Source organism: Bradyrhizobium japonicum USDA 6, assembly GCF_000284375.1.
GTDB lineage: Bacteria > Pseudomonadota > Alphaproteobacteria > Rhizobiales > Xanthobacteraceae > Bradyrhizobium > Bradyrhizobium japonicum.
The window spans coordinates 5,323,200-5,349,096 of record NC_017249.1; the positions used below are offsets into that span (position 1 = coordinate 5,323,200).

Sequence of the window (25,897 nt, forward strand, 5' to 3'; positions counted from 1 at the left end):
ATGATGACCAGAAATCAGCGTGGGGCAAGATGCGCGGTGATGGCGCGGAAGGCGGCGAGCCAGCGGTGGTCGAGCGGAACGTCCATCGCCTTCGGCTGCGTCGCGAGCTTGACGATGACGGTGTCGGTGGCTGCGTCGATATAGAGCCACTGGCCGTGGATGCCGATCCCGGCCAGATCGTTCCGCGAGGGATCGATCGTGTACCATTTGCTGCGGTAGCGGGCGCCCGGGAAGATGTCGGCGAGGTCGCCATCGGCCCAGGCGGTGGGATCGCCGTTCTCGTGGATGTCGTCGATCCACCAGCCCGGCACCACCTGCCGGCCCTCGACCACGCCGCGGTTACGGATCATTTCGCCGAAGCGCAGCAGATCGCGTGCGGTGACGGAAAGGCCGCCGGCGATGCGGCCCATGCCGTGGCTGTCGAGCGTGAGGGAGCCATCCTCCTCGGCGCCCATCGGCTGCCAGAGATAGTCGGAGAGGATGCGATGGTAGGGCATGCCGCAGGCGCGCTCATAGACCCAGCCGAGCACTTCCGTATTGGTCGAGACGTAGTGGAACACCTTGCCGTGCGGCTTTCCTGTGCCGCGCAGCGTGGCGAGATAGGCGCGCTGATGGCCGGGCTCGACGCCGGGCGGCGGCACGTCCCAGCCCGAGGAGAAACGATAGCGTGCGACGTCGCCGGCGGGGTCCTCGTAATCCTCCTCGAACTTGATGGCGACGGCCATGTCGAGCACGTTGCGGACGGTGCAGCTGCCATAGACCGAGCTCTCCAGCTCCGGCACGTAGCGCACCACCCTCGCCTCGGGATCGAGCAGGCCGCGCGCGGCCAGCACGCCGCCGAGCGTGCCGGCGATCGATTTGCTGATGGAGCAGATCAGATGCGGCGTGGTCGCGCTCATGCCGTCGCCGTACCATTCGTGGATCAGCGTGCCCCGGTGCATGATCAGCAGCGCATCGCCGAAGGTTTCGCGCAACGTGGCCTCGACCGTGGTCGGCTTGCCGTCCGGCGCGGTGAAGCTGAGCTTTTGCAGCTCGCGCGGCGCGCTTGCCATCGGTGTGGGATGCGCGGAGCGACGAACTTCGGCGGTCGGCAGCACTTCGCGGGTGTGAGTGAAACCCCAGCGGATGGCGGGAAAGCTGCGCCAATTGGCACGGGTCACTTGGGCCTCGGGCGCAGGCGGGCTGCCGCGCATGATGTCCGTCGGTCGCATCTCGATCCTCCGCAAGGCGATCCCGACTGCGATGTCGGAACGGCAAGGGAGAAGACTGCACACAGGCCGCATCGGGCGTTATCGAGATCCGGCAATATTTTGCTGGACAGCGGCCATGGCCGTGCCAGTCTGGCGTGGTTCTTGCTGGCTCTGGGCTACTAAATTTCGACGTGATGTCATGGCCTTAAGCGCAACTCTTCTGACTCCGGACTCGGCTGCAAGCCTGTTTCAGGCGCGCAGTGCCGACGTCGACGAGCATTGCGCCGCGCTCGGTCGCTGGCGCTTGAGCTACGACCAGATCAGCGCCGGCGCCTTCAGGGGCAGCTTCACCCAGCTGTCCCTGCCCCGGCTCGAAGTGTTCCGCGAGATCACCAGCCAGCAGGTCCGCCAATACGGCCAGCTCGGGGCCGACAGTTTTGGTATCGGCCTGCCCTGGGACGGCGACGGCGAAGTCAATTGCAACGGGGCCAGTGTTGCAGGCTCCCAGGTCATCGCCAGCATCGATGCCGAGATCGACATGTGTACGCCGAAGGCCTTCGAGCTGCGCGGTGTCGTCGCCAGCACGATGCTGATCGCTGAGCTTGCTGCCCGGCTCGATATCGAGCTGCCGCGCGCCGTCTGGCACCAGTTGCGGGTGATCGAGATGGCGGCGGCGCCGGTCGCGCGGCTGCGCGCCCACCTCGCCGCCATTCACGAGACCATCACGGCCGCACCCGAACGGTTCGACGATCCGGCCGCGCGGCAGACGCTGGAGGACGCCCTCCTCGTCGAGATCATGGACATGCTGCCGACGGCCCAGCCCAGCGATCCCGGCCGCAGCGCCACGGCGCGCAAGCGCACGGTGGATCGCGCCCGCGAGCTGATGCATGGCAGCGGCGATCGCTCGCTGTCGCTGCTGGAGGTCTGCAAGGCGGTCGGCGCGAGCCCGCGCAAGCTCGGCTATTGCTTTCAGGAGGTCGTGGGCACGAGCCCGATGCACTATTGGCGCGCGATGCGGCTGAACCGAGCGCGCCGGGATCTGAAGCGCGCCGGCGGCGCCGAGACGTCGATCTACGACGTCGCCGTGCAACACGGCTTCTGGCACTTCAGCCAGTTCTCGCTCGACTACAAGCGCCACTTCTCCGAGCTCCCCTCGGAGACGCTGCGGCGCGCCAGGCTTGCCGCCTGACGCGCGTGCTGCCTTACCAAGTCGGCAAATACGTACCCTTGAAGCGCGTCTCAAGAAACGCCTTCACCTTGTCGGAGTGATAGACCTCGATCAGCTGCTTCACCCACGGCTTGTCCTTGTCTTCCTCGCGGACGGCGAGGATGTTGACCCAGGGACCATCGGGGTTCTCGCGCGCGATCGCATCGGTCGCCGGACTGAGGCCGGCCTGCACGGCGTAATTGTTGTTGATCGAGACGACGTCGACGTCCTGCAGCGCGCGCGGAAGCTGGGCGGCATCGAGCTCGACGAAGCGGAGCTTCTTCGGGTTGTCGGTGATATCAGCGACGGTCGAGGAGACGTTGTTCGGGTCCTTCAGCTTGATCACGCCATGCAGGGCCAGGATCATCAGGCCGCGGGCGCCGTTCGAGGGATCGTTGGCAATCGCAACGCGGGCGCCTTCCGGCAAATCGGCGAGCTTCTTGTATTTCTCCGAATAGACGCCCTGCGGCGACCCGATCGTGTTCGCGACCTTGACGATCTTCCAGCCGGTCTTGGAGATCTGGTTCTTCAAATACGGCTCGTGCTGGAACGAGTTCGCCTCGAGATCCCTGAGCGCCAGTGCCTGGTTCGGAATGACGTAGTCGGTGAACTCGACCACCTTGATGTCGAGGCCGCGCTCGGCGCCGACCTTCTTCACCACGTCCAGGATCTCTGCATGGGGGCCGGCGGTGACGCCGACGCGGATGGTTTCAGCTTGAGCGGTGGTCGCAAGCAAGGCTGCAGCCGCAAGGGTTGCGAGAAAACGCATTGAAGTCTCCAGTTTCAGGGAATGTGGTTCAGCGCTGCCGCAGCCGGCGGTTGACCCGGCGCGCCAGATAATCGCCCGCGCTCTGCACGAGCTGCACCAGCGCGATCAGAACGACCACGACGGCCAGCATCATCTCCGGCATGAAGCGCTGATAGCCGTAGCGGATGCCGAGATCGCCGAGCCCGCCGCCGCCGACGGCGCCGACCATGGCGGAGTAGCCGAGCAGGCTGACCACGGCGAGCGTCAGCGCCAGCAGCAGTCCCGGCAGCGCCTCGGGGATCAGCACCTTGAGCACGATCTGGATCGGCGAGGCCCCGAACGAGGACGCGGTCTCGATCAGGCCGCCATCGACCTCGCGGATCGCGGCCTCGACAAGGCGCGCGATGAACGGCGCCGATGCGATGGTCAGCGGCACGATCGCCGCGGTCGACCCGATCGAGGTGCCGGCGACGAAACGCGTGAACGGGATGATGGCGACGACCAGGATGATGAAGGGCGTGGAGCGCGTCGCATTGACCACCATGCCGAGCACGCGATTGACGGCGGGGGCCGCGAATAGCTCCCCTTTCCGGCTGGTCGCGAGAAAGACGCCGAGCGGCAGGCCGAAGGCGGTGCCGAGCAGCGCCGCGATTCCGACCATGTACAGGCTTTCGCCGGTCGCCTGGATGATCAGGTTGATGAGTTCAGGCGACATAGCCGAGACGCTCCGCCGAGAGTTGATATTGAGAGAGCCAGTTGAGCGTCCGCGTCACCGCGTCCTCTTCGCCAGGCATGCCGAGAGGAATACCGAGGGTCAGCGAGCCCACATGCTGGCCGCCGATCTCGTCGATACGCGCCGACAGCAGCGCCACGTCGAGGCCCAGCTCGCGGGCGAGCCGCGCCACCAGCGTGTCGCCGGCCCCTGCCCCGCGCACCTGGACGCGGATCACGGCCTGCCCGCCCGCGGACGGCTCCGCCATGATCCGACTCGCAAGCGACACCGGCAGGCTGTCGCCGATGACCTCGGCGAGGAAGGACTGCGTGATCGGATGCTTGGGATGGGTGAAGATGTCGGCGACATGGCCGCTCTCGACGACGTGGCCGGCGTCGAGCACCACCACTTCCTTGGCGAGCTGGCGCACCACGGACATTTCGTGGGTGATCAGCACGATGGTCACGCCCAGCTCGCGGTTGATGTTCGCAAGCAGGTCGAGGATCGCGCGCGTGGTCTGCGGGTCGAGCGCCGAGGTCGCCTCGTCCGACAGCAGCACGCTCGGCCGGGTCGCCAGCGCACGGGCAATGCCGACGCGCTGCTTCTGGCCGCCCGAGAGTTCGGAAGGATAGCGGTCGTGCTTGTCGGCGATGCCGACCAGCGCCAGCAGCTCGGCGACGCGGGCCTTGATGTCGGCCTTGGCCCAGCCGGCGATCTCCAGCGGCAGCGCGATGTTGTCGGCGGCCGTGCGCGACGACAGCAGGTTGAAATGCTGGAAGATCATCCCGATCGAGCGCTGTGCCAGCCGCAATTCGCGGCCTGCCAGCGCCGAGATATCGCTGCTATCGACGATCACGCGGCCCGTGGTCGGCTTCTCCAGCCCGTTGATCAGCCGGACCAGGCTCGACTTGCCGGCGCCGGAGCGGCCGATGACGCCGGTGATCGAGCCGCGCGCAATCGCGAAGTCGATGTCTTGCAGCGCGTTGACGCCGGGCTTGCCGCGATAGGGCGGATAGATCTTCGAGATGCCCTCGAAACGGACCATCGCGTCAGCGTTCCGGGCGGCAGGTGAAATCGCTTCAAGCGTTTCGATCTTCTGTCCGATGGCGAGCGATTGGTGGGCGTTCATGGAGGCGGCCTTCATGCACAACAGTTCCTGCTGCCCTCTGGGGCATCCGGGAACCGGGTCGCGTCAAGCGACGGAGAGTGAAATTGCCGTGAGGGTTCGGTTGGAACACGCTGCACTGCAGCACGCACCATCGCCTTTTCAGGTCTTCCTTGCAATGTCAGATATTTGCGGGGAGTTGGACGAAGTTTTCCCAATCCCACCCCGGCGAAGAAAATTCGTCTGCCGGGGGTATGAGCTTCCGGCTCCGCTCAGCTGATCTGCAACCAGGGCAGCACGATCAGCAGCAGTCCCGCGAAATAGAGCAGCCCGAACAGCAGCCCAAAGCCCCAGAACTGGCCCTTCCCGATATAGCCGCTGCCGAAATACATCGGCGCGGGTCCCGTCGCGTAAGGCGAGATCACGCCCATCAGGCCGAGCGAATACATGCAGAGCATGGCGAGCGTCGTGACCGGCAGGCCGGGGATGCCCGATCCGACCGCGAGCACCACCGGCAGCACGGCCGCCGCATGCGAGGTGATGCTCGAGAAGAAGTAGTGGATCCAGAAGAACAGCGCGACCAGCAGGATCATCGCGGTCGACGGCGACAGCCCGGCGAGCGGTTTGGCGTATTCGGTCGCGAACCATTTGATGAAACCGATTTCGTTGAGGCCCGAGGCCAGCGTCAGCAGCGAGGTGAAATAGAAGAACACCTCCCAGGCGCTCTTCTCGCTGACGATGTCGGCGAACTCGATCACGCCCGTCACCAGCATCAGCGAGATCACGATGAACACGACGGTGGTGGCGTTGACGAAGTTCGAGCCGAGCAGCGGCACGTGGATGTCCGGGCTCGAGCCTGCGATCCACAGGAACATCGCAAGCACGATCAGCGCCAGCATGATCCACTCGTTGCGCGACATCGGGCCCATTGCGCTGAGCTCCTTCGCCGCCCATTCGGCGATTTCCGGGCTGCGCTTCACCTCGGGACGGCAGACCACATAGCTGAGCAGCGGCACGAGGATCATCAGGAGGATGCCGAGCGGCGCAAAGCCGACGAACCACTGCGCCCAGCTCACCTCGACGCCGGCGGTCTTCTTGGCGATCGCAAGCGCGGCCGCATTGGGTGCGAGCGCGGTGAAGAACAGCGAGCTGGTAATCGCGGTTGCCGCAAACGCCGTCCACATCACATAGGTGCCGATCTTGCCGGCGGTCGGCCCGGGCTCGGAGCCGTAGATGCGCGGGATGTTGCTGATGATGGGATAGACGATGCCGCCGCTGCGCGCGGTGTTGGATGGCGTCGCTGGGGCCAGCAGGAAGTCCGACATCGCGACCGCGTAGCCGAGACCGAGCGTGTTGCGGCCGAGCCTCTGCACCAGCACCAGCGCGATGCGGCGGCCGAGCTGGCTCTTGCGATAACCGATCGAGAATACGAACGCGCCGACGATCAACCACACCGTGCTCTCGGCAAATCCTGCCAGCATCCAGCGCAGCGATTTGCCGGGATCGGGATCGATATAGCCGGCGACGCCCGCGACCGTCAGCCCGATGAACCCGACCGCGCCGACCGGCATCGATTCAAGGATGAGTCCGGTGATGACGGCCGCGAACACGGCAAAATAGTGCCACTGATTGGCGTTGAGACCCGTCGGCACCGGCCACAGATAGATGGCCAGCCACACCGCGAGCGGCGCGATCAGCTTCCAGCTGAACCCTTTTGCCTGAGGCGTCTGCGAGCTAGCGGCCATGGGCCCTCCCCTCGATTGTCGTCGCATTGTACCGCCCGTTGGCCGAGCCGCTTTTGTCCTAGCGCGGCGTATACGGACTGGCCGCGGCGCGATCAATGGCCTGACTTCACGTTCTACTGCCCCTTGAAACGCGGCTTGCGGTGGGTCAGGAACGCCTCGACGCCCTCCTTGTGGTCTTCTGTGAGACTCGCCAGCGCGAACTGGTCGACGTCCATGTGGCTGGCGAGATCGTCCAGCGCATGTGCGAGCCGGTTGACGGTCAGCTTGGTCATGGCGACCGAGAGCGGCGGCTGCGCGGCGACCTTGCGGGCAAGCTCCATGGCAGCATCGAACGCATGGCCGGGATCGGCCACCTGCTCCACCAAACCCCACTCGTAGGCCTCATCGGCCGAGATGCGCTGGTCGGCCAGGATCACCGCCTGCTTGGTGCGGGCCGGCCCGATCAGATGCAGCATGCGCGGGATGCTCTGCCAGCTCATGTTCATGCCGAGCCCGATCTCGGGCACGCGCAGATGCGCGTCGTGCCCCATCACGCGGAAGTCGAGCGCCACGGCCAGCGCGACGCCGCCGCCGACGCAAAAACCCTCGATGGCCGCGATCGTGATCTGCTCCATCTCATGCCAGGCATGGGTCAGACGCGGCCCGAGCTTGAGATGCCGCCGCAGCGCGCCGAGATCCATGTCCTTGCGCGAGCGGCCCTCGGCATCCTTGAGGTCGAAGCCGGCGCTGAAGGCGCTGGTGCTGCCCGTCAGAACCACGACGGACGTTGCGGCATCATCCTCGAAGCTGCGCGCGGCCGCGGTGAGCTGGCGCAACGCCTCCGGCGAGAGCGCGTTGATGCCGTCGCCGCGGTCGAACCGCACCACCGCAATCCGCCCCTCCGGTCCGAGCCCCTTCTCGATCGTCACGAAGTCCGTCACCGATGTCTCCCTATCCGCTCTGCTGCGAGGCTAGCCTACATCCGGCCTCACGAATATGGGACCCGGTTGCGCCCCAGCGCATACTCGACAGGCAGGGACCATTGCGCCTATCTTTGCGCCATGAGCCACGATCACGACCATCATCACGACCATTCCGAGCTGTCGGAGACCGAGCTGCGCGTGCGCGCGCTCGAGACGATCTTGACAGAAAAAGGCTATGTCGAGCCGGCCGCGCTCGACGCCATCATCCAGGCCTATGAGACCAGGATCGGACCGCACAATGGCGCGCGCGTCGTCGCCAAGGCCTGGACCGATCCTGCCTTCAAGAAGGCGCTGCTGGAGGATGGCTCGAAGGCCATCGGCACGCTCGGCCATGTCAGCCGCGTCGGCGACCATCTCGTCGTGGTCGAGAATACGCCGGAGCGACACAACATGGTCGTGTGCACGCTGTGCTCCTGCTACCCTTGGGAAATGCTGGGGCTGCCGCCGGTCTGGTACAAGGCCGCGCCCTATCGCTCGCGCGCGGTGAAGGACCCGCGCGGCGTGCTCGCCGATTTCGACGTCACGCTGCCCAGGGACATGGAGATCCGTGTCTGGGATTCGACGGCCGAGACCCGCTTCCTGGTGCTGCCGATGCGCCCCGCGGGCACGGAGGGCTGGAGCGAGGAACAGCTCGCGGAGCTCGTCACGCGCGATTCCATGATCGGCACCGGCTTTCCCAAGACGCCTGGAGCGCCCTCGTGAACGGCGTGCACGACATGGGCGGCATGGACGGGTTCGGCAAGGTCGAGGCCGAGCCGAACGAGCCGATGTTTCACGAGGAGTGGGAATCGCGTGTTCTCGCCATGGTGCGCGCGATGGGCGCCGCCGGTGCCTTCAACATCGACACCTCGCGCTTCTATCGCGAGACGCTGCCGCCGCACGTCTATCTGTCGAGCTCCTACTACAAGAAATGGTTTCTCGGGCTCGAGGAGATGCTGATCGAGAAGGGCTATCTCACGCGGGAGGAGGTCGCCGCCGGCCACGCGATGCAGCCTGCAAGGGCGCTCAAGCACGGCAAGTTCGACCTCGCCAACGTCGAGCGCGTCATGGTGCGCGGCAAGTTCGCCCGCCCTGCTCCGTCGCCGGCAAAGTTCAACATCGGCGACCGCGTCCGCGCCCGGAACATTCATCCGACCACGCATACGCGGCTGCCGCGCTATGTGCGCGGCCATGTCGGTGTCGTCGAGCTGAACCACGGCTGCCACGTATTTCCGGATTCGGCGGCGATGGAGCTCGGCGAAAATCCGCAATGGCTTTACACGGTCGTCTTCGAGGGCCGCGATCTCTGGGGCGCAGATGGTGATCCGACCTTGAAGGTGTCGATCGACGCCTTTGAACCCTATCTGGACCCGGTGCGATGAGCAGCACGGCTGCGGCCGCCGCGACGGCGGCCATTCCGAGCATCCCGCGCGATGACGACGGCCCGGTGTTCCGCGCACCCTGGGAAGCGCATGCGTTTGCGATGGCGCTGACGCTGCACGAGCGCGGCGTGTTCACCTGGCCGGAATGGGCCGCAGCCTTGGCCTCCGAGATCAAGCGCGCGCAAGCTGCCGGCGACCCTGACACGGGCGAGACCTATTACCTGCACTGGCTCGCCACGCTGGAAGGTTTGGTCGCAAGCAAGGGTGTCGCATCGACGGAGACGCTGCACCGCTACCGCGACGCCTGGGACCACGCCGCCGACCGTACGCCGCACGGCAAGCCGATCGAGCTAAAGCCGGAGGATTTTGGCTAGCGCGGTAAGAGGCAAGCTCTTGCCTCAGCCAACGCTGTCATTCCCCGCGAAAGCGGGGAATCCAGTACGCCGCGGCCTCTCCATATCCCACAGATGTCTCTGGAATACTGGATCGCCCGCCTTCGCGGGCGATGACAGCGGTAATGACGGTAACAGCGGAGCGAGAGGTCCTACCTGCCCGCCGCAAACTCCCGCCACCCCTTCGCTCGCAAGCTGCACGCCGGGCACTCGCCGCATCCGTATCCCCAATCATGCTGCGCGCCGCGTTCGCCGAGATAGCAGGTGTGCGACTGCTCGCGGATGAGGTCGACCAGCCCCGCGCCGCCGAGGTCGTGGGCGAGCTGCCACGTCGCCGCCTTGTCGATCCACATCAGCGGCGTGTGCAGCTCGAATTGCCTGGCCATGCCGAGCGAGAGCGCGGCCTGCATGGCGCGGATGGTGTCGTCGCGGCAATCGGGGTAGCCGGAATAATCGGTCTCGCACATGCCGCCGACGATGTGGGTGATGCCGCGCCGGTAGGCGAGCGCTGCGGCAAACGTCAGGAACACCAGATTGCGGCCGGGCACGAACGTGTTCGGCAGGCCGTCGGCGCCCATCGCGATCGCGACGTCGCGCGTCAGCGCCGTCTCGGACACGGCTGCCAGCGTCGGGATCGACAGCGTGTGGCTCTCGCCGAGCCTTGCGGCCCAGTCCGTGCGCAGGCCCTTGATGCCGTCGAACAGCCGGTCGCGGCAGGCAAGCTCGATGGCATGGCGCTGGCCGTAGTCGAACCCCAGCGTCTCCACGCGCGCAAAGCGGCTCAGCGCCCAGGCGAGGCAGGTGGTGGAGTCCTGGCCGCCGGAAAACAGCACCAGCGCGGTTTGTGATGAAAATGCGTCACTCATGGCCCGCGCTTTAGCACCTCGCCAATCTGCCGCCAATCGGTGGAAATCGGCCTGTTCCGCCGCGCCGCGCTGGGAACGGCGGGCCGCTTTTGGCATAAGGCTTTGGAGCCAGGAGACTGCCCCGCAATGACCCCTTCCCGCGACATTTCCCGCCTGATCGAGATCATGGCGGCGCTGCGCACGCCAGTGACCGGCTGCCCCTGGGACCTCGAGCAGAATTTTGCGACGATCGCGCCCTACACGATCGAGGAAGCCTATGAGGTGGTCGAGGCCATCAGCCGCGGCGATCTCGACGATCTCAGAGAGGAGCTCGGCGACCTCCTGCTCCAGGTCGTGTTTCACGCCCAGATGGCTTCGGAGCAGAATGCCTTTGCCTTCGGCGACGTCGTGGAGGCCATCACCCGCAAGATGATCCGGCGCCATCCCCATGTCTTCGCCGACAAGGACGGCAATCTCGCCTCCTCCCACGTCAAGGAAGTCTGGGACCGCATCAAGGCCGAGGAGAAAGCCGAACGTGCGGCGCGCCGGCCGCCGGAGGAAACGCCGACGCACAAGTCGTTGCTCTCGGGCGTCAAGGCCGGCCAGCCCGCGCTGACGCGCGCGATGGAGCTCCAGCGCAAGGCCTCGACCGTCGGCTTCGACTGGAACGACCCGCGCGCGGTGCTGGCGAAGATCCGCGAGGAAGCCGACGAGATCGAGGCCGCGCTCGACCGCAACGACAGCGAGGGGCTGGCGGAAGAGACCGGCGATCTGATGTTCGCACTCGTCAATCTCGCTCGCCACGTCGATGCCGATCCGGAAGCTGCGCTACGCGCGACAAATGCAAAGTTCGAGCGGCGCTTCGCCTTCATCGAGCGCGCGCTCGAGGCGCAGGGCCGGACGCTCGAGCAGGCGTCGCTGGCGGAGATGGACGCGCTGTGGAACGCGGCGAAGAGTGAGGCGAAACCGGTATCGGAGCCTCGCCGAGAGGCCCGCCGCTAGCGTTGCGGCCTGCTCCATCGCGTACTCGCAAGGATCGGAAGCGGTCGCGAAGGAGATATAGGTCAGCATCTTTTCCCGAGTGCAGCGAGGTGGTCATGGCGGATCGCAGTGAAGCCATGAAACCGTCACGACAAGCAGTCTAAAGTTGAGCAACGGAGCCCGCGCAGCCGAAATCCCACCTCAGGTGAGTGCGATGCCACTGAAGCACTATTCGGTCCTCAAGGGACGCCCGATCGCGATGCGTTTCGGCACCGGCCAGTCGCCGCACTATCAAGTCCATGTCGTGGCCGACAACGCGGATTTCCGCATCGCCGTCAATGTGCAGTCAGGCGACGGAAGCGAAGTCGAGTTCCTGGTGCGATCGCATTTTGTCCATCCGATCACCGATCATCTCGCGGCGCTGCCGGAGGGCCTGCACCCGCAGCCGCCGAAGCCGGCCAGCATCGCGCTGGACTTCATTCGCGGCAATCTGATGCAGCCTCAGGAGATGATCCCGCTGCCGCTGTCCGTGCCTGGACCCGACAATGACCTCAACGAGAAGCTCGACCAGTTCGTCCAGCGCGCGCTCTCAAACGAAAGCGCGATGATCTACGCGTTCGGTGAGACATGGGGGCCGGAGACCAAGGCGGACAATTATTTCGGCTTCCGGCCGGGGCGCGGCATTCACGACATCCATATGAATCAGGGAAATCCGATCGGAAGGTTCTCGGGCGACAACGGGCCATGGCAAGACGGCGGGCTGGTGTTCGAATTCCCGGATCAGAAGCTATGGACGGCGGTCTTCCTCAAATTCCAGACGCAGGCCTGGCACACCGACGACAAGACCGGTGACCCCATCGATCTCGGCGCGCCGACACAGCCGCCAGATCCGACCGCTCCTCCGACCGGGCAAATGCCGGACGGACTCGTGCGCATCATTGCGGCACTCGTCAACGCCTTGAAGACGCCCGAGCGGGAAGTCGTCACGCTGCTCAATACGGCCGATCGCGACATCGATCTCACCGGCTGGATGCTGGCCGACAAGCAGAAGAACAAGATGGTCCTGTCAGGGAAGATCGCGGCCGGGGGCACGCTCGCCGTCGTCGTGCAGAAGCCGATGGAATTGTCGAACCAGGGCGGTATCATTTCGCTGCTGGACGAGCGTGGCATCAAGGTCCACGGCGTCGCCTATACCAAGGCGCAAGCGAAAAATCCGGGCCTGACCATTCCTTTCTAGCGTTACGCGTCTCAACCCGGAAACGCGGATATGGTCGATATCGCACGCAGGCCGGTCGGGGCGCACCGCGCCCTTCGGATCACGCCACGCGCGGCACGGCATCGAACCGGTTCACCACGATATCCCGCTTGGTCTCGTCGACCCGTACGGTCATGTCGAAGCGGCCGTCGTGCAGCTCTTTCGCCAGCACCTCCGCATTTCGATGCAGCCAGCTGATGCCGGCGCCGTCGGCGGCGTCGATGGAGAGATCGAGCGTGGTGCGCTTTGCGGCGAGCCGTTCCTCGATCGCGGCGAGCAGTGCGTCGATCCCCTCGCCTGACACGGCCGAGACCAGCATCGCCGGGTGATCCTCCGGCCGGCGCGCGGCGATATTCAGAAGCTCTTCGCGCTGTTCGGCATCGTAACGGTCGATCTTGTTCCAGACCTCGATGATGCGGCCGGAATCGTCAGGGTTGATGCCGAGCTGGCGCAGCACCGCGTCGACGTCGCTCTGCTGGGCCTCGGCATCCTCGTGCGAGATGTCGCGCACATGCAGGATGACGTTGGCTTCTAGCACCTCTTCCAGCGTGGCGCGGAAGGCCGCGACGAGCTGGGTCGGCAGGTTGGAGATGAAGCCGACGGTGTCGGACAGCATCGCCTTGCCGCCATGCGGCAAGGTGAGCGCGCGCAGGGTCGGATCGAGTGTGGCGAACAGCATGTCGGCGGCCTGAACGTCGGCGCGCGTCAGGCGGTTGAACAGCGTCGACTTGCCGGCATTGGTGTAGCCGACCAGCGCGACGACGCGATACGGCACGCGCTGGCGCCCGGCGCGATGCAGCCGCCGCGTTGCCTGCACCTTCTTCAGCTCGCCCTCGAGTTTCGAGATGCGCTCCTGGATCAGGCGGCGGTCGGCCTCGATCTGCGTCTCGCCGGGACCGCCCATGAAGCCGAAACCGCCGCGCTGGCGTTCCAGATGGGTCCAGGAGCGAACGAGGCGCGAGCGCTGGTAGTTGAGATGCGCAAGCTCGACCTGGAGCGAGCCTTCCCTGGTCTTGGCGCGGCGGCCGAAGATTTCCAGGATGAGGCCGGTGCGGTCGAGCACCTTGGCGTGCAATTCCTTCTCGAGATTGCGCTGCTGGATCGGCGCCAGCGCGCAATCCATGACTACGAGCTCGACGTCGAGGCTCTTGGCCAGCGCGGCGATCTCCTCGACCTTGCCCTTGCCGATATAGGTCGCGGGGCGGATCTGGCTGATCGGCGCGATGATGGCGTCAGCAATGACGAGGTCGATCGCCCGCGCGAGGCCGGCGGCCTCATCGAGCCGGGCCTCCGCGTCACGCTGAACATGGCTTTCCGATTGCGTGTCGGCACCGCCCGCGCGCACACGCAAGTAGGGGCCGATGACAAGCACCCGCCCCGTCTGCTTCGCCCCTGCCGACCGCGGACGGTCGGCCTCCCCGTCGAAATTCCGGGGTTCCAATCAGATCACTCTCAAGCCGGCTGATCCTCGCCGCCTTCGAACAACTGGATCGGAGCGCCCGGCATGATGGTCGAGATCGCATGCTTGTAGACAAGCTGCGAGTGACCGTCGCGCCGAAGCAGCAAACAGAAATTGTCGAACCAGGTCACGATGCCCTGGAGCTTCACTCCGTTGACCAGAAAGATCGTCAGTGGCGTCTTGGTTTTGCGAACGTGATTGAGGAAGGTGTCCTGTAGGTTTTGTGCGCGGTCTGCCGCCATTGTTTTTTTCTCGCTTTGAGTTTCTTTTTATTGCGCCGGTTGTGGCCCTCTTTATGAAATTCGGGGCCTCTTCCGGTTGCTATTCCTCATGAGATCCCCCTCGGAGGAACAGCGGTTCAATTAGAGGACAGGACGGGTTATTAGGCAAGCCGCTTCACGCGGCAGGCCACGCCCAATTGCCCCGAAAAACTACGGAAATCGATGATTTTCCTCGCTAATCCCTGAGGTGCGGCCGCGACGTCGCGGTGTCAGCCGACGCCGAGCGCCTTCAGCTTCCGGTGCAGCGCCGAACGTTCCATGCCAACAAACTCAGCCGTGCGAGAAATATTTCCTGAAAAACGGCTTATCTGTGCAATCAAATAGTCGCGCTCGAACACTTCGCGCGCTTCACGCAGCGGCAGCCCCATGATGTGCTCGCCATTGTTGCTGGTCGGCATCGCCGGCACCATCGAGCCGACATCCTGCGGCAGCATGTCGGCGGTGATGATCACCTCCGGTCCGCCCGCGGCCAGAATCATGACTCTCTCAACGTTGTTGCGGAGCTGGCGCACGTTGCCCGGCCACACATGCGATTGCAGCACCGCCATCGCGTCCTGCCCGATCTGCCGCTTGGGCAGGCCGCTGCCGGCCGAGATCTGCTCCATGAAATAGTCGATCAATTCCGGGATGTCCTCGCGCCGCTCCGAGAGCGCGGGCACGCGGATCGGCACGACCGACAGCCGATGATAGAGGTCTTCGCGGAAATGGCCGGCCGCGATCTCCTCTTCGAGATTTCGCGCGGTGGAGGAGATGATGCGGACGTCGACCTGCACCTTGGCGGTGCCGCCGACGCGCTGGAACGACTGCTCGACCAGCACGCGCAAGATCTTGTTCTGGGTCTCGCGCGGCATGTCCGCGATCTCGTCGATGAACAGCGTGCCGCCATGGGCTTCCTCGAGCGCGCCGGGCTTGCGCGGCTGCTCGCCATTGGACTGTTCTACGCCGAACATCTCGTGCTCCATCCGCTCCGGCGTGATCGCAGCGGCATTGATCACGACGAAGGGACCATCGGCGCGGCCCGAGGCCGTATGCAGCGTGCGCGCGGTCAGCTCCTTGCCGGCGCCGGCCGGGCCGACGATCAGGATGCGGCTGTTGGCCTTGGCCGCGCGGTCGATGGTCTGGCGCAGCTGGTTCATGCTCGGCGAGCGGCCGACGAGCGAGCTTGCGCTCGGCGCGAGCTGCTTCAGCTCCTTGACCTCGCGCTTGAGCCGAGAGTTCTCGAGCGCTCTGTTCGCGACCAGGATCAGCCGGTCGGCCTTGAACGGCTTCTCGATGAAATCGTAGGCGCCGCGCTTGATCGCGGCGACCGCGGTCTCGATGTTGCCGTGGCCGGAGATCATCACGACCGGCAGATCGGCATTGTCCTTCTTGACCTGCTCCAGCAGCTGCAAGCCGTCGAGCTTAGAGCCCTGGAGCCAGATGTCGAGAAACACCAGATGCGGCCTGCGATTGGCGATCTCGGCGAGCGCCGTATCGCTGTCGCGAGCGGTCCGGGTCACGAAGCCCTCGTCTTCGAGAATGCCCGCGACGAGATCGCGAATATCGGCCTCATCATCGACAATCAGAATTTCACTTGCCATGGTTCGCGCCTGTCTTGTCAGATGCCCGTTGAGGCTTCGATCTTCGTTGATTCATTGGTCATTTCAGCCGCCTCTTTGGTTTCGGCGGCCGGCTGTTTTGTTTCGGGGGGCTTGGCGATGTCCGTGACCGCGTTTGCGGCCGACGATGCCTGCACGGTCCCCTCGCTCTTCGCGGGGGCGCCGGAGATCGCAAAACGCATTCGCATCCACGCGCCGCGCTGGCCCTCGCGGAAATCGGAAGCGTCCTTCAGCTCGATACGCCCGCCATGGTCTTCGAGCACGCGGCCGACGATCGCCAGGCCAAGGCCGGTGCCCTTGGCCCGCGTCGTCACATAAGGCTCGAGGAGCCGCGAGCGCGCGACCTTGGGCAGGCCGATGCCGTTGTCGATGACGTCGATCAGCACGTCCTCGCCCTCGCGCGAGACCACGACGTCGATGCGGCCCTTGCCGTAATCCTTGCCGAGTTCCTCCGGCGGGACCTGCTCGATCGCCTCGGTGGCGTTCTTGACGATGTTGGTGACCGCCTGGGAGATCAGCCGCCGGTCGAACTGGGCGCGCAGCGGATCTTCCTTGAATTCGGCCTCGATATCGATCTCGGGATGGGCGACCTTCATCAGGAACACCGCCTGCCGCACGGTGTCGGCGACGTCCTCGCCCTCCATCACCGGCTTCGGCATCCGTGCGAAGCGCGAGAACTCGTCGACCATGCGGCGGATATCGTCGACCTGCCGCACGATGGTGTCGGTGCACTGCTCGAAGATCTGCTTGTCCTTGGTCTCGGTGATGTCCTTGCCGAACTTGCGGCGGATGCGCTCGGCCGAGAGCTGGATCGGCGTCAGAGGATTCTTGATTTCATGCGCGATGCGGCGCGCGACGTCGCCCCAGGCCGAGGTGCGCTGCGCCGAGACCAGCTCGGTGATGTCGTCGAGCGTGATGATGTAGCTGTCGTGCGGCTGGCTGGTCTTCTCGGCGCTGACGCGGACCGACAGGTTGCGCTCGGTGCCGTCGCGCGTGATCGTGATCTGGCCCTGTACCAGGCGCTGGGTCCCTTCCCGCGCCGTCTTCATCATCTCCTCGAGCTCGGGCAGCACGTCGGAGAGCGGATGGCCGAGCGTCTCGGCTTCGGAGTGCCCGATCAGCTTCTCGGCGGAGCGGTTGAGAATGCCGACGCTGCCCGAATTGTCGACGCCGATGATGCCGGCGCTCGCCGAGGACAGCACGGCCTCGATGAAGCGGCGGCGGCTGTCGATGAGATCGCTGGCGTTGACGAGCTCGTCGCGCTGGCTGCGCAATTCCTGCGTCATCTTGTTGAAGGTCTCACCCAGCTGGGCGAGGTCGCCTTCCGACTGATGCACGGGCACCTTCACATGGAGGTCGCCGGTCGAGACCGTGTGGGCCGCGTTCATCAGCCTCCGGATCGGGGCCACCAGCGAGTTGGCGAAGTTGAGGCCGATCAGCACCGAGGCCATCAGGATGGTGAGCGCGATCACCGCGAACATCAGCGCGAAGGCGACCTGGATGCCGAGCCGGCGCGACTCGATCTGGGCGTATTCGGCGACGCTGACCTCGGTCTGCTTGAGCTGGTTGACGACGTTCGGATCGAGCGGCCGCGCGACGTAGAGGAAGGTGTCGCTGAAGGCGCGCAGGCGGATCACGGCGGCGACGAAGCTCGCGTCCGGCAACACCGCGATCTCGGGCTCGGATTCGTTGACGTTGCTGAGGAAGTCCGGCGCCGGCGGCGAATAGGCGAGCCGCATGCCGGTGTCGGCCGATTCCAGGATGTTGGTGTTCTTGTCGATGATCATCGCGCCCGGCAGGTTGCGGGAGCCGGCGCTGGCGGTCAGCAGCTCGCGGAACGAGCGGCGGTCCTGGTCGTAGAGCGGCCGGGCGTGGGCGATGTCATTGGCCATGCCGAGAATGTCGCCGCGGATCAGCTGCGCGTGGTCCTGCATGTAGGCGCGCGCGATCGTCAGCGAATTCTGGATCACCTCCTTGGTCGGGCCGGAGAACAGCCGGTCGAGGCCGCGCTCGATGGTGACGTTGGCGACGACGGCGACCAGCACCGCCGGCAGCACCGCCACGATCGAGAACAGGCTGACGATCTGGACGTGGAGGCGCGCCGCCGCCCGGCCCCGCCGCCGCGCCAGGATCAGCTGCCAGAGCTCGCGGACGATGATGCCGACCAGCAGCAGGATCGTGGCCGCATTGATCAGATAGAACGAGCGGACCACCTCCGGCGTCGTTTCGATCCGCGTGAGACCGGTCAGGACCAGGAAGGTCAGGAGGGCCGATAGCAACGCCATCGCCACGGCAAGGGGCGCCAGCCAGCGCCGCACCGACCAACGTCGGGGCTCCTCCGCTGGAGCCGTGTCGAAGTGTGCGGCCGAGGTGTCTGCGCTGGTCATTCCGGCAATGGTGCTGAAAACGGGGTCCGCGGTGGGCGGATACTGATGTATTCCTACCACATTGTTGCCGAATTGCGACAATTCCGCGGCGCCGCCGCCGCGGCGGACCGGCGCATCCACAGGCCGCTGTTCTGGCAAACCTCGCTTGCGGGAACGGATTCCCGCCCCCGCGGCTTGACCGCCATGGACAGGTTCTTTCTCGCGATGATGGTGTCGGCCGTGCTGCTGCTGATCGTAGCCGCCGACCTCCTGGTCAACGGTCTCGGGGTGCAGCAGCCGCTGGCGAACGTCGCCAGCGCCCAGCCAGCCTCGGCGCGGCTGATCAGATGAGCGCGACGCAGCGCCCTGCGGTTGAATAATAATTCATACGTTCCAACGGAACGTTTCGGCCCGATTCGGACTTTTGCTCACCGCGCCAGCCACAACGGCTAGCGCGATCCGGACAGGCTCAGCTCCGCTTTGGTAGGGGGAGCTGAGCCACCGTCCGGTCGTGAAGACTAGCCCCCGCTCCGATACACCTGGATATCGAGATCCCGGATCTTCTTCCGCAGCGTGTTGCGGTTGAGGCCGAGCAAATCGGCGGCGCGGATCTGGTTGCCGCGGGTGGCGGCGAGCGCGGCCGTGAGCAGCGGCACCTCGATCTCCTTGAGGATGCGATGATAGAGGCCCGGCGGCGGTACGCCGTTCGGGAATCCCTGGAAGTGCGAGGACAGATAGGCCTCCACCGCGCCACCGAGATTGTCGACGCCCTGCTGGACCGCGGCACCGGGGCTGACCGTCGGGGGCGCCAGCTCTCCGTCGATGACGGAGCCCGTGATCACGTCCTGCGGGTAGAGCGCGGCGAGGCGCCGGGCGAGGTTCTCGAGCTCGCGCACGTTGCCGGGCCAGCGGTGCTGCTTCATCCGCTCCAGCGCCAGCGCATCGAGCTTCTTCGGGGGCAAGCCGTCCTTCTCGGCCAGCGAGAAGAAGTGCCGCACGAGGTCCGGCAGGTCTTCGATGCGCTCGCGCAAGGGGGGCAGCCGCAGCGGCACGACGTTGAGGCGGAAGAACAGATCCTCGCGGAACAGGCCCTGCTGGATCAGGACGCGCAGGTCCTTGTTGGACGCCGCGACGATCCGCACGTCGGTCTTGATCGGAGTGCGGCCACCGACGGTAGTGTATTCGCCCTGCTGCAGCACGCGCAGCAGGCGGGTCTGCGCCTCCATGGGCATGTCGCCGATCTCGTCCAGGAACAGCGTGCCGCCCTCGGCCTGCTCGAACCGGCCCGAGGCGCGGGTGTTGGCGCCGGTGAAGGCGCCGCGCTCGTGGCCGAACAGTTCGGACTCGATGAGGTCACGCGGGATCGCCGCCATGTTGACCGCGACGAACGGGCCGTTGCGGCGCTTGCCGTAATCGTGCAGCGCGCGCGCCACCAGCTCCTTGCCGGTACCGGACTCGCCCGTGATCATCACGGTGAGGTCGGTCTGCATCAGACGCGCCAGCACGCGGTAGATTTCCTGCATCGCCGGCGAACGGCCGACCAGCGGGATCGCCTCCATCTCGGCGTCCTCGTCCGGCGTCGAGACCCGTTCCTTCGGCTCGGCCAGCGCGCGGCCGACGATGGCGATCAGCTCCTTCAGGTCGAAGGGCTTTGGCAGATATTCGTACGCCCCGCGTTCGGAGGCGCGGATCGCGGTCATGAACGTGTTCTGCGCGCTCATGACGATGACGGGCAGATTCGGCCGCATCTTCTTGATCCGCGGCAGCAGGTCGAACGCGTTCTCGTCGGGCATCACCACGTCGGTGATGACGAGATCGCCCTCCCCCTGGCTGACCCATCGCCACAGCGTTGCGGCATTGCCGGTGAGCCGGACTTCATAGCCGGCGCGGGATAGTGCCTGATTGAGAACCGTGCGGATGGCGGTGTCGTCATCAGCAACGAGAATGCTACCTGCGGGCATCGTTAATCCTCATTTCGCCCCCTGTGACGCAGACGACGACTTCCCGGCAGAGCCGTCGCGGCTGCTTTGATCGGCATGTTTGACCGATGTGGAATACATCGGCATCAGCACGCGGAAGGTGGTCTTGCGCGGCTGAGACTCGCATTCGATGATGCCCCCGTGATCTCCGATGATCTTTGCGACCAGCGCCAGGCCAAGACCCGAGCCGGTCTGCTTGGTGGTCACGAAGGGATCGAACAGGTTGGGCAGAAGATCGTCCGGCACGCCTGGTCCGTTGTCCTTCACGCAGAACTCAAGCGGCAGCGATACACGGGATTTTTGACCGGGGACTGACAGGCGCACGCCGGGACGGAACGCGGTGGTGAGCTGGATCTCGGCGTCGGGGACGTCGATCAGCGCTTCGGCGGCGTTCTTCACGAGGTTGAGGAACACCTGGACGAGCTGATCCTGGTTCGCCAGGACCGGCGGCAACGAGGGATCATAATCCTCGATGAAGCGGATGTTGCGGGCAAAGCCCGACTGCGCCAGCCGCTTCACATGATCGAGCACGGAATGGATGTTGACGGGACCGCGCACCACGGGACGTTCGTCGCCGAACACCTCCATGCGGTCGACCAGCGTGACGATGCGGTCGGCCTCGTCGCAGATCAGCCGCGTCAGCATGCGGTCCTCGGACGAGGCCTGCTGCTCCAGCAGCTGCGCCGCGCCGCGGATGCCGGAGAGCGGATTCTTGATCTCATGCGCCAGCATGGCGGCCAGCGCGATCACCGAGCGCGCGGCGCTGCGATGGGTGAGCTGGCGGTCCATCTTGTCGGCGATGGATCGCTCCTGGAGCATCACCACGATATGGCCGGGCCGCTCCGTCAGAGGAGCGACATGCAGATCGACCTGGCGGTCGCCGCCCATGCGCGGCGTGCCCAGATCGACCTTGTATTCGTTGACCGGCGAGTTCGACGAACGAACCTGGTCGATCAGCGCCAGCAAGGGGCTGCCGAAAGGCACCAGCTCTTTCAGCGATTGCCGTTTCAGGAACTGCGTCGAGATGTCGAAGAAGGCTTCGGTCGCGATGTTGGCGGCGACGATCTTGCCGTCCGGCCCGATCATGAGCACGGGATTGGGCAGCGCATCTAGGATCGCATCGCTCTCGGACGGAAGCGGCCGGCGATGGTCAGCGGCTGAGCTCATGCAGCAGCGCTCCATGCGAAATCGTCGAAGGCATCTTGCAGCGACTGGTGGACGAGGCGCGGATCCTCGGAGGTGAGGACCTTCTGGCGCCAGGCTTTCAGCTTCTCGGCCGGCGCACGGCTCACATCGGCCGCGACGTCGAGCGCCCAGCCGAGATGCTTGCGTGCGTGCCGGAGGCCGATGCGCAGGCCGTAGAGCGCGCAGACGCCCTCATAGAGCGTGCGGACATAATGCAGCTGGGTCTCGAGCGACGGCGCGGCTTCGACCGCCCCGCCCTTCAGGCGGCGGCCGATCTCGCCGGGTAACCAGGGCTGCCCCTGCGCGCCGCGGCCGATCATCACGGCATCGGCGCCGGAGGCCTCCAACGCCGCGAGCGCCTTCTCGTAAGTGGTGATGTCGCCATTGACGACGAGCGGAACGGAGATCGCTTCGCGCACCGCGCGGATCGCATCCCAATCGGCCTCGCCCTTGTAGAACTGGCAGCGGGTGCGGCCGTGCACGGTGACGAGCTTGATGCCGGCGGCTTCCGCACGCCGCGCCAATTCCGGCGCGTTGCGGGTGTGATCGTCCCAGCCGAGCCGCATCTTCAGGGTCACCGGCACCTTCACCGCGGCGATCGTCGCATCGATCAGGCTGACGGCATGGTCGAGATCGCGCATCAGGGCGGAGCCGGACTGGCCGCCGGTGACGTGCCGGGCCGGACAGCCCATGTTGATGTCGATGATGTCGGCGCCTCCGGCTTCGGCGATCCGGGCCCCCTCGGCCATCCAATGCGCCTCGCAGCCGGCGAGCTGGACCACATGAGGCCCGATCCCGGTCGCTTCGCAGCGCAACCGAGACATCTTGTGGCCGTTCGCGAGCTCATCGCTGGCGGTCATTTCGGACACGACCAGACCAGCCCCAAGCTCGGCGGCAAGCCGGCGGACGGGCGAGTCGGTGACCCCCGACATCGGCGCCAGGAAGACCGGGGTGGCGACCTCGATATCGCCAATTTTCAACGGCTTAGAGCCTGATACTGCCGAGCCGGTCACAGGGGTCTCGTTGCGTAGGCAGGGCCTCATCGCGCCTGCCATGACCTATTTTGCGCACAATTCTTGTGCAGTCAAGCGTCATGCCTACAGTTTAGACAGTTCTGCAAATCTTTCAAGTGCAGTGCAGCAAAATGCTGTTTCCCACAATCCGGGGAAACCCCCTTTTTTTGCGGGCCTGCCGTGCTAGAGGCATGCGGCAATCACCCCTCTCCCCGACTCTCTTCATCACCAACTGAGTATTTGAGTCCTATGGCGAAATCACAGCGCACCGCAGTCGTCCTCGTCGCGGCCGGACGCGGCCTGCGGGCTGGCGCCGGGGGCCCCAAGCAATATCGCGAGATCGGCGGCGTGCCCGTGATCTATCGCGCCATGGAAGCCTTCAGCCGCCACCCCGACGTGTTCGCCGTGCAGCCGGTGGTGAACCCCGACGACAGCGCCATGTTCACGGCAGCGGTCGCAGGTCTCAACCACGAGCCGCCGACCAATGGCGGCGCGACGCGGCAGGCCTCCGTGCTCGCAGGGCTCGAAGCGCTCGCCAAGCATAAGCCCGATATCGTGCTCATCCACGACGCCGCGCGCCCCTTCGTCTCGGCAGGCGTGATCTCGCGCGCAATCGAGGCGGCGAGCCGCACCGGCGCTGCGCTCCCTGTGGTTGCCGTCACCGACACCATCAAGGTCACCGGCGAGAACGGCAATGTCGAGGACACGCCGGACCGCGCAGCCTTGCGAATCGCGCAGACGCCGCAATCCTTTCGTTTCGACGTCATCCTCGAGGCGCATCGTCGCGCGGCGAAGGACGGGCGCAGCGATTTCACCGACGATGCCGCGATTGCCGAATGGGCAGGATTGACGGTCGCAACCTTTGAAGGCGATGTTGCCAATATGAAGCTCACCACTCCCGAGGATTTCGTGCGCGAGGAAGCGCGCCTGGCCAGCCTGCTCGGCGACATCAGGACCGGCACCGGCTATGACGTGCACGCCTTCGGCGAGGGCGACCACGTGATGATCTGTGGCGTGCGGGTGCCGCACACCAAAGGCTTCCTCGCCCATTCCGACGGCGATGTCGGCCTGCATGCGCTGGTCGACGCCATCCTCGGCGCCCTCGCCGACGGCGATATCGGCTCACACTTTCCGCCGAGCGATGCGAAATGGAAGGGGGCTTCCTCCGACCAGTTCCTGAAATACGCCATTGAGCGCGTTGCCCAGCGCGGCGGCCGCGTCGCCAACCTCGAGGTGACGATGATCTGCGAGCGGCCGAAGATCGGCCCCTTGCGCGACACCATGCGCGCCCGCATCGCCGAGATCTCCGGGGTCGACATCTCCCGCGTCGCGGTGAAGGCGACCACCAGCGAGCGGCTTGGCTTCACCGGCCGCGAGGAAGGCATCGCGGCCACCGCGAGCGCCACCATCCGCCTGCCCTGGAGCGTCTAGGTCATGGGCGGCAGCGACGCACGCGCCCTCTCCCGCTCGCTGCTCGATCTGTGCCGGATGCGCAAGCTGACGATTGCCACCGCCGAGTCCTGCACCGGCGGCCTGGTTGCCGGCGCGCTGACCGACATTCCCGGCTCCTCCGACGTGATCGACCGCGGCTTCGTCACTTATTCCAATGACGCCAAGCGCGCGATGTTGGGCGTTGAGGCGAGCACGCTCGCGAATTTCGGCGCCGTCAGCAAGGAGACCGCAACCGCGATGGCGGTCGGCGCGCTGGAGCGGGCCGGCGTCGATCTCGCCGTTGCCATCACCGGTATCGCCGGCCCCGGCGGCGCCACGCCCGGCAAGCCGGTCGGTCTCGTGCATTTTGCGGTTGCCGCGCGCGACGGCCGCATCGTCCACCGCGAGCATCGCTTTGGCGCGATCGGTCGGACCGCCGTGCGCCAGCGCTCGGTGGTCGAGGCATTGCGCATGCTGATGGATCTCGCCCGCGGCCCGAAGGCCCAGCCCAAGCCCCGGCGCGCGACCGCGGCAACCCGCCTGCGGCCTCGCGTGACCCGCTCGCCGCGCCGGCATGCGGTGAAGCGCAGGACGCCGCGGTCACCGCGCGGCTAGAGACACCTCATGCCGCCGCCAGCAGTGCGCTCGCGCGTGGTCGAGCACGCACTGCTGGCGGCGCATGCGCGCCCGGCGCGAGGAGCCGAATCGGTTCCGCGACATCCAATTATTGTTCCTGGCGCTTCGTCCGACAAATGACAGGGAGCTTCTGCTCAATCGCCTTCGCCAGCACCGTGCCGCTGGTCCGGCCGAGCTCTTTCGCTATCAGCGCAATCGGCTTCGTGCCTGCCAGGACCTTCAGCCTGCCAAGGTCTTCTTCGCTCCATGCCTGCTTCCAGCGTGCCATCTCCCCGATCCCGCGACAAAGCGCCCGCGCCCGACTCGGATTGTAGTCGAACCCTTCGCAAAGGGCAGAGCTCGCGGTGCGCCGTTTGCGGCAAGGGGTGTTGCGTCAGCGCGCTGCGTTTTGGCACAAACTGCACTTGTCGCCCGATGTGAAGATGCACTCTGATGGAAGGTCGTCTGCCCGGCCCAAGCGGCAGACCATCCGCGCGCGCGAACGGATTCCACATTGCCGCGCTTCCCGCCTGTGAAGCAAAGCTCGGGCGGAATACGCCGCGAGATCGCAGCGTTTTGTCCAGTTTTTAAAAAGCACGCAATTCTTGTCGAATTCGAGCAGGATCGCAAATGTGCAACCGCGACCAAGCGTCGTCGCTCATGTCCGATCTTGCGCGCGACTGTATTGGCGCAATAATGCGGGCCTACGCTGTGGCCAGGAATCAACCCGGTCCTGCTTTCTGGAGGGCGACGGCGTGTTCGCTCGCGACACTGCACTGGCAATCGCCATTGCTACCTTGGCGGTCATTGATGGTACCGCCGCACAAACGGCCAACCAGCCGCCGGATACGATGGCGGCGCGGGTGGAGGCGTGCACGCCCTGTCACGGCAACAAGGGCGAAGGCACCAGCGACGTCTATTTCCCGCGGCTTGCCGGCAAGCCGGCCGGCTATCTCTACAACCAGCTCCTCGCCTTCCGCAGTGGTCGGCGCAAATACCCGCCGATGAACTATCTGCTGGAGTTTCTGCCTGATCCGTATCTGGAGGCGATGGCCGAATATTTCGCCAGCGAGCATCCGCCGCTGCCGCAGCCCGCGCCGAGCGAAGTCAGCAAGGAAGTCCTGGCGCAGGGCGAGCTGCTGGCGACCAGCGGCGATGCCGGTCGTAACATACCGGCGTGCGTGAGCTGTCACGGCCCGGGCCTCACCGGCATGCAGCCCGGCATTCCCGGTCTGCTGGGCTTGCGCGCCGCTTACGTCAGCGCGCAGCTCGGCGCCTGGCGCTACGGCACGCGAACGGCAAAATCGCCTGACTGCATGCAGCTCGTCGCCGGCCATCTGACGGAAGCAGATGTTACCGCCGTAGCTGCCTGGCTGGCGACGCGGCCGGCGCCCGCCAACCCGGCCCCCGTACCGAAGGGCACCTACGCGCTGCCGTTCGGCTGCGGCAGCCAGCCCAACTGACGAG

25 protein-coding genes are annotated in these 25,897 nt (G+C 65.7%); 10 read left to right on the forward strand and 15 right to left on the reverse strand.

The window, feature by feature from the left end:
* Positions 1–14: 14 nt before the first annotated feature.
* Complete coding sequence (locus BJ6T_RS25185; protein ID WP_014495318.1) at positions 15–1,211, reverse strand: serine hydrolase domain-containing protein; 1,197 nt, start codon at positions 1,209–1,211, stop codon at positions 15–17.
* A gap of 178 nt (positions 1,212–1,389) precedes the next feature.
* Between BJ6T_RS25185 and BJ6T_RS25190 the strand changes: the two genes are divergently transcribed.
* The gene (locus tag BJ6T_RS25190; protein ID WP_014495319.1) at positions 1,390–2,379 is read left to right on the forward strand and encodes a helix-turn-helix domain-containing protein; all 990 of its coding nucleotides are present in this window, start codon (positions 1,390–1,392) and stop codon (positions 2,377–2,379) included.
* Between the two features lie 13 nt (positions 2,380–2,392).
* On the opposite strand, the gene BJ6T_RS25195 is transcribed toward BJ6T_RS25190, so the two are convergent.
* From BJ6T_RS25195 to BJ6T_RS25215, 5 genes are all read right to left on the reverse strand, one after another.
* Positions 2,393–3,166, reverse strand: a complete 774-nt coding sequence (locus BJ6T_RS25195) for a MetQ/NlpA family ABC transporter substrate-binding protein (protein WP_014495320.1) — start codon at positions 3,164–3,166, stop codon at positions 2,393–2,395.
* 28 nt (positions 3,167–3,194) lie between these two features.
* A complete protein-coding gene (locus tag BJ6T_RS25200) occupies positions 3,195–3,860 on the reverse strand; it encodes a methionine ABC transporter permease (protein ID WP_014495321.1) in 666 nt (221 codons plus the stop codon).
* On the reverse strand, positions 3,850–5,001 hold the full coding sequence (locus tag BJ6T_RS25205; RefSeq protein ID WP_014495322.1) for a methionine ABC transporter ATP-binding protein: 1,152 nt from the start codon (positions 4,999–5,001) through the stop codon (positions 3,850–3,852). Before BJ6T_RS25205 ends, BJ6T_RS25200 begins: the two co-directional genes overlap by 11 nt.
* A 233-nt stretch (positions 5,002–5,234) precedes the next feature.
* Positions 5,235–6,707: a DASS family sodium-coupled anion symporter gene (locus BJ6T_RS25210; RefSeq protein ID WP_014495323.1), complete on the reverse strand. Its 1,473-nt coding sequence runs from the start codon at positions 6,705–6,707 to the stop codon at positions 5,235–5,237.
* 113 nt (positions 6,708–6,820) lie between these two features.
* Positions 6,821–7,627, reverse strand: coding sequence for an enoyl-CoA hydratase/isomerase family protein (locus BJ6T_RS25215; RefSeq protein ID WP_014495324.1), 807 nt, complete (start codon positions 7,625–7,627; stop codon positions 6,821–6,823).
* Between the two features lie 120 nt (positions 7,628–7,747).
* On the opposite strand from BJ6T_RS25215, the gene nthA reads away from it, so the two are divergent.
* The 3 genes from nthA to BJ6T_RS25230 are packed head-to-tail and all read left to right on the forward strand — an operon-like array spanning position 7,748 to position 9,404.
* A complete protein-coding gene (nthA, locus tag BJ6T_RS25220; RefSeq protein ID WP_014495325.1) occupies positions 7,748–8,371 on the forward strand; it encodes a nitrile hydratase subunit alpha in 624 nt (207 codons plus the stop codon).
* On the forward strand, positions 8,368–9,030 hold the full coding sequence (gene nthB / locus BJ6T_RS25225) for a nitrile hydratase subunit beta (RefSeq protein WP_014495326.1): 663 nt from the start codon (positions 8,368–8,370) through the stop codon (positions 9,028–9,030). Before nthA ends, nthB begins: the two co-directional genes overlap by 4 nt.
* Complete coding sequence (locus BJ6T_RS25230) at positions 9,027–9,404, forward strand: nitrile hydratase accessory protein (protein ID WP_014495327.1); 378 nt, start codon at positions 9,027–9,029, stop codon at positions 9,402–9,404. Before nthB ends, BJ6T_RS25230 begins: the two co-directional genes overlap by 4 nt.
* A gap of 170 nt (positions 9,405–9,574) precedes the next feature.
* On the opposite strand, the gene queC is transcribed toward BJ6T_RS25230, so the two are convergent.
* The gene (gene queC / locus BJ6T_RS25235) at positions 9,575–10,288 is read right to left on the reverse strand and encodes a 7-cyano-7-deazaguanine synthase QueC (RefSeq protein WP_014495328.1); all 714 of its coding nucleotides are present in this window, start codon (positions 10,286–10,288) and stop codon (positions 9,575–9,577) included.
* 126 nt (positions 10,289–10,414) lie between these two features.
* Here queC and mazG point away from each other — a divergent pair, with 126 nt between their 5' ends.
* A complete protein-coding gene (gene mazG / locus BJ6T_RS25240; protein WP_014495329.1) occupies positions 10,415–11,269 on the forward strand; it encodes a nucleoside triphosphate pyrophosphohydrolase in 855 nt (284 codons plus the stop codon).
* A gap of 193 nt (positions 11,270–11,462) precedes the next feature.
* Positions 11,463–12,485, forward strand: coding sequence for a DUF2278 family protein (locus BJ6T_RS25245; protein WP_014495330.1), 1,023 nt, complete (start codon positions 11,463–11,465; stop codon positions 12,483–12,485).
* Positions 12,486–12,564: 79 nt separating this feature from the next.
* On the opposite strand, the gene hflX is transcribed toward BJ6T_RS25245, so the two are convergent.
* From hflX to BJ6T_RS25265, 4 genes are all read right to left on the reverse strand, one after another.
* Positions 12,565–13,944, reverse strand: a complete 1,380-nt coding sequence (hflX, locus tag BJ6T_RS25250; RefSeq protein ID WP_014495331.1) for a GTPase HflX — start codon at positions 13,942–13,944, stop codon at positions 12,565–12,567.
* Between the two features lie 11 nt (positions 13,945–13,955).
* Positions 13,956–14,204 (reverse strand): RNA chaperone Hfq, encoded by a 249-nt coding sequence (hfq, locus tag BJ6T_RS25255; RefSeq protein ID WP_007591126.1) that lies wholly within the window; start codon positions 14,202–14,204, stop codon positions 13,956–13,958.
* Positions 14,205–14,452: 248 nt separating this feature from the next.
* The gene (gene ntrX / locus BJ6T_RS25260) at positions 14,453–15,823 is read right to left on the reverse strand and encodes a nitrogen assimilation response regulator NtrX (RefSeq protein WP_014495332.1); all 1,371 of its coding nucleotides are present in this window, start codon (positions 15,821–15,823) and stop codon (positions 14,453–14,455) included.
* A gap of 17 nt (positions 15,824–15,840) precedes the next feature.
* Positions 15,841–18,228 carry a sensor histidine kinase gene (locus BJ6T_RS25265; protein ID WP_028169522.1) on the reverse strand — a complete coding sequence of 796 codons (2,388 nt, stop codon included), beginning with the start codon at positions 18,226–18,228 and terminating at the stop codon, positions 15,841–15,843.
* A gap of 45 nt (positions 18,229–18,273) precedes the next feature.
* Here BJ6T_RS25265 and BJ6T_RS25270 point away from each other — a divergent pair, with 45 nt between their 5' ends.
* A complete protein-coding gene (locus BJ6T_RS25270) occupies positions 18,274–18,558 on the forward strand; it encodes a hypothetical protein (protein ID WP_014495334.1) in 285 nt (94 codons plus the stop codon).
* A 167-nt stretch (positions 18,559–18,725) separates the two neighbouring features.
* Here BJ6T_RS25270 and ntrC read toward each other — a convergent pair whose 3' ends face one another.
* The 3 genes from ntrC to dusB are packed head-to-tail and all read right to left on the reverse strand — an operon-like array spanning position 18,726 to position 22,351.
* Complete coding sequence (ntrC, locus tag BJ6T_RS25275) at positions 18,726–20,168, reverse strand: nitrogen regulation protein NR(I) (protein WP_014495335.1); 1,443 nt, start codon at positions 20,166–20,168, stop codon at positions 18,726–18,728.
* Positions 20,169–20,177: 9 nt separating this feature from the next.
* Positions 20,178–21,353, reverse strand: coding sequence for a two-component system sensor histidine kinase NtrB (locus tag BJ6T_RS25280; protein ID WP_014495336.1), 1,176 nt, complete (start codon positions 21,351–21,353; stop codon positions 20,178–20,180).
* Complete coding sequence (gene dusB, locus BJ6T_RS25285) at positions 21,350–22,351, reverse strand: tRNA dihydrouridine synthase DusB (RefSeq protein WP_014495337.1); 1,002 nt, start codon at positions 22,349–22,351, stop codon at positions 21,350–21,352. The genes BJ6T_RS25280 and dusB overlap by 4 nt, the downstream gene beginning before the upstream one ends.
* Positions 22,352–22,633: 282 nt before the next feature.
* Here dusB and BJ6T_RS25290 point away from each other — a divergent pair, with 282 nt between their 5' ends.
* Together BJ6T_RS25290 and BJ6T_RS25295 are read left to right on the forward strand one after the other, a co-directional pair.
* A complete protein-coding gene (locus BJ6T_RS25290; protein ID WP_014495338.1) occupies positions 22,634–23,815 on the forward strand; it encodes a bifunctional 2-C-methyl-D-erythritol 4-phosphate cytidylyltransferase/2-C-methyl-D-erythritol 2,4-cyclodiphosphate synthase in 1,182 nt (393 codons plus the stop codon).
* Positions 23,816–23,818: 3 nt separating this feature from the next.
* Entirely contained in the window at positions 23,819–24,430 is a 612-nt protein-coding gene (locus tag BJ6T_RS25295) for a CinA family protein (RefSeq protein WP_014495339.1), read from the forward strand.
* Positions 24,431–24,539: 109 nt separating this feature from the next.
* On the opposite strand, the gene BJ6T_RS25300 is transcribed toward BJ6T_RS25295, so the two are convergent.
* Positions 24,540–24,719 carry a hypothetical protein gene (locus tag BJ6T_RS25300; RefSeq protein ID WP_014495340.1) on the reverse strand — a complete coding sequence of 60 codons (180 nt, stop codon included), beginning with the start codon at positions 24,717–24,719 and terminating at the stop codon, positions 24,540–24,542.
* A gap of 466 nt (positions 24,720–25,185) precedes the next feature.
* On the opposite strand from BJ6T_RS25300, the gene BJ6T_RS25305 reads away from it, so the two are divergent.
* Positions 25,186–25,893 carry a c-type cytochrome gene (locus BJ6T_RS25305; protein ID WP_014495341.1) on the forward strand — a complete coding sequence of 236 codons (708 nt, stop codon included), beginning with the start codon at positions 25,186–25,188 and terminating at the stop codon, positions 25,891–25,893.
* Positions 25,894–25,897 lie beyond the last annotated feature (4 nt).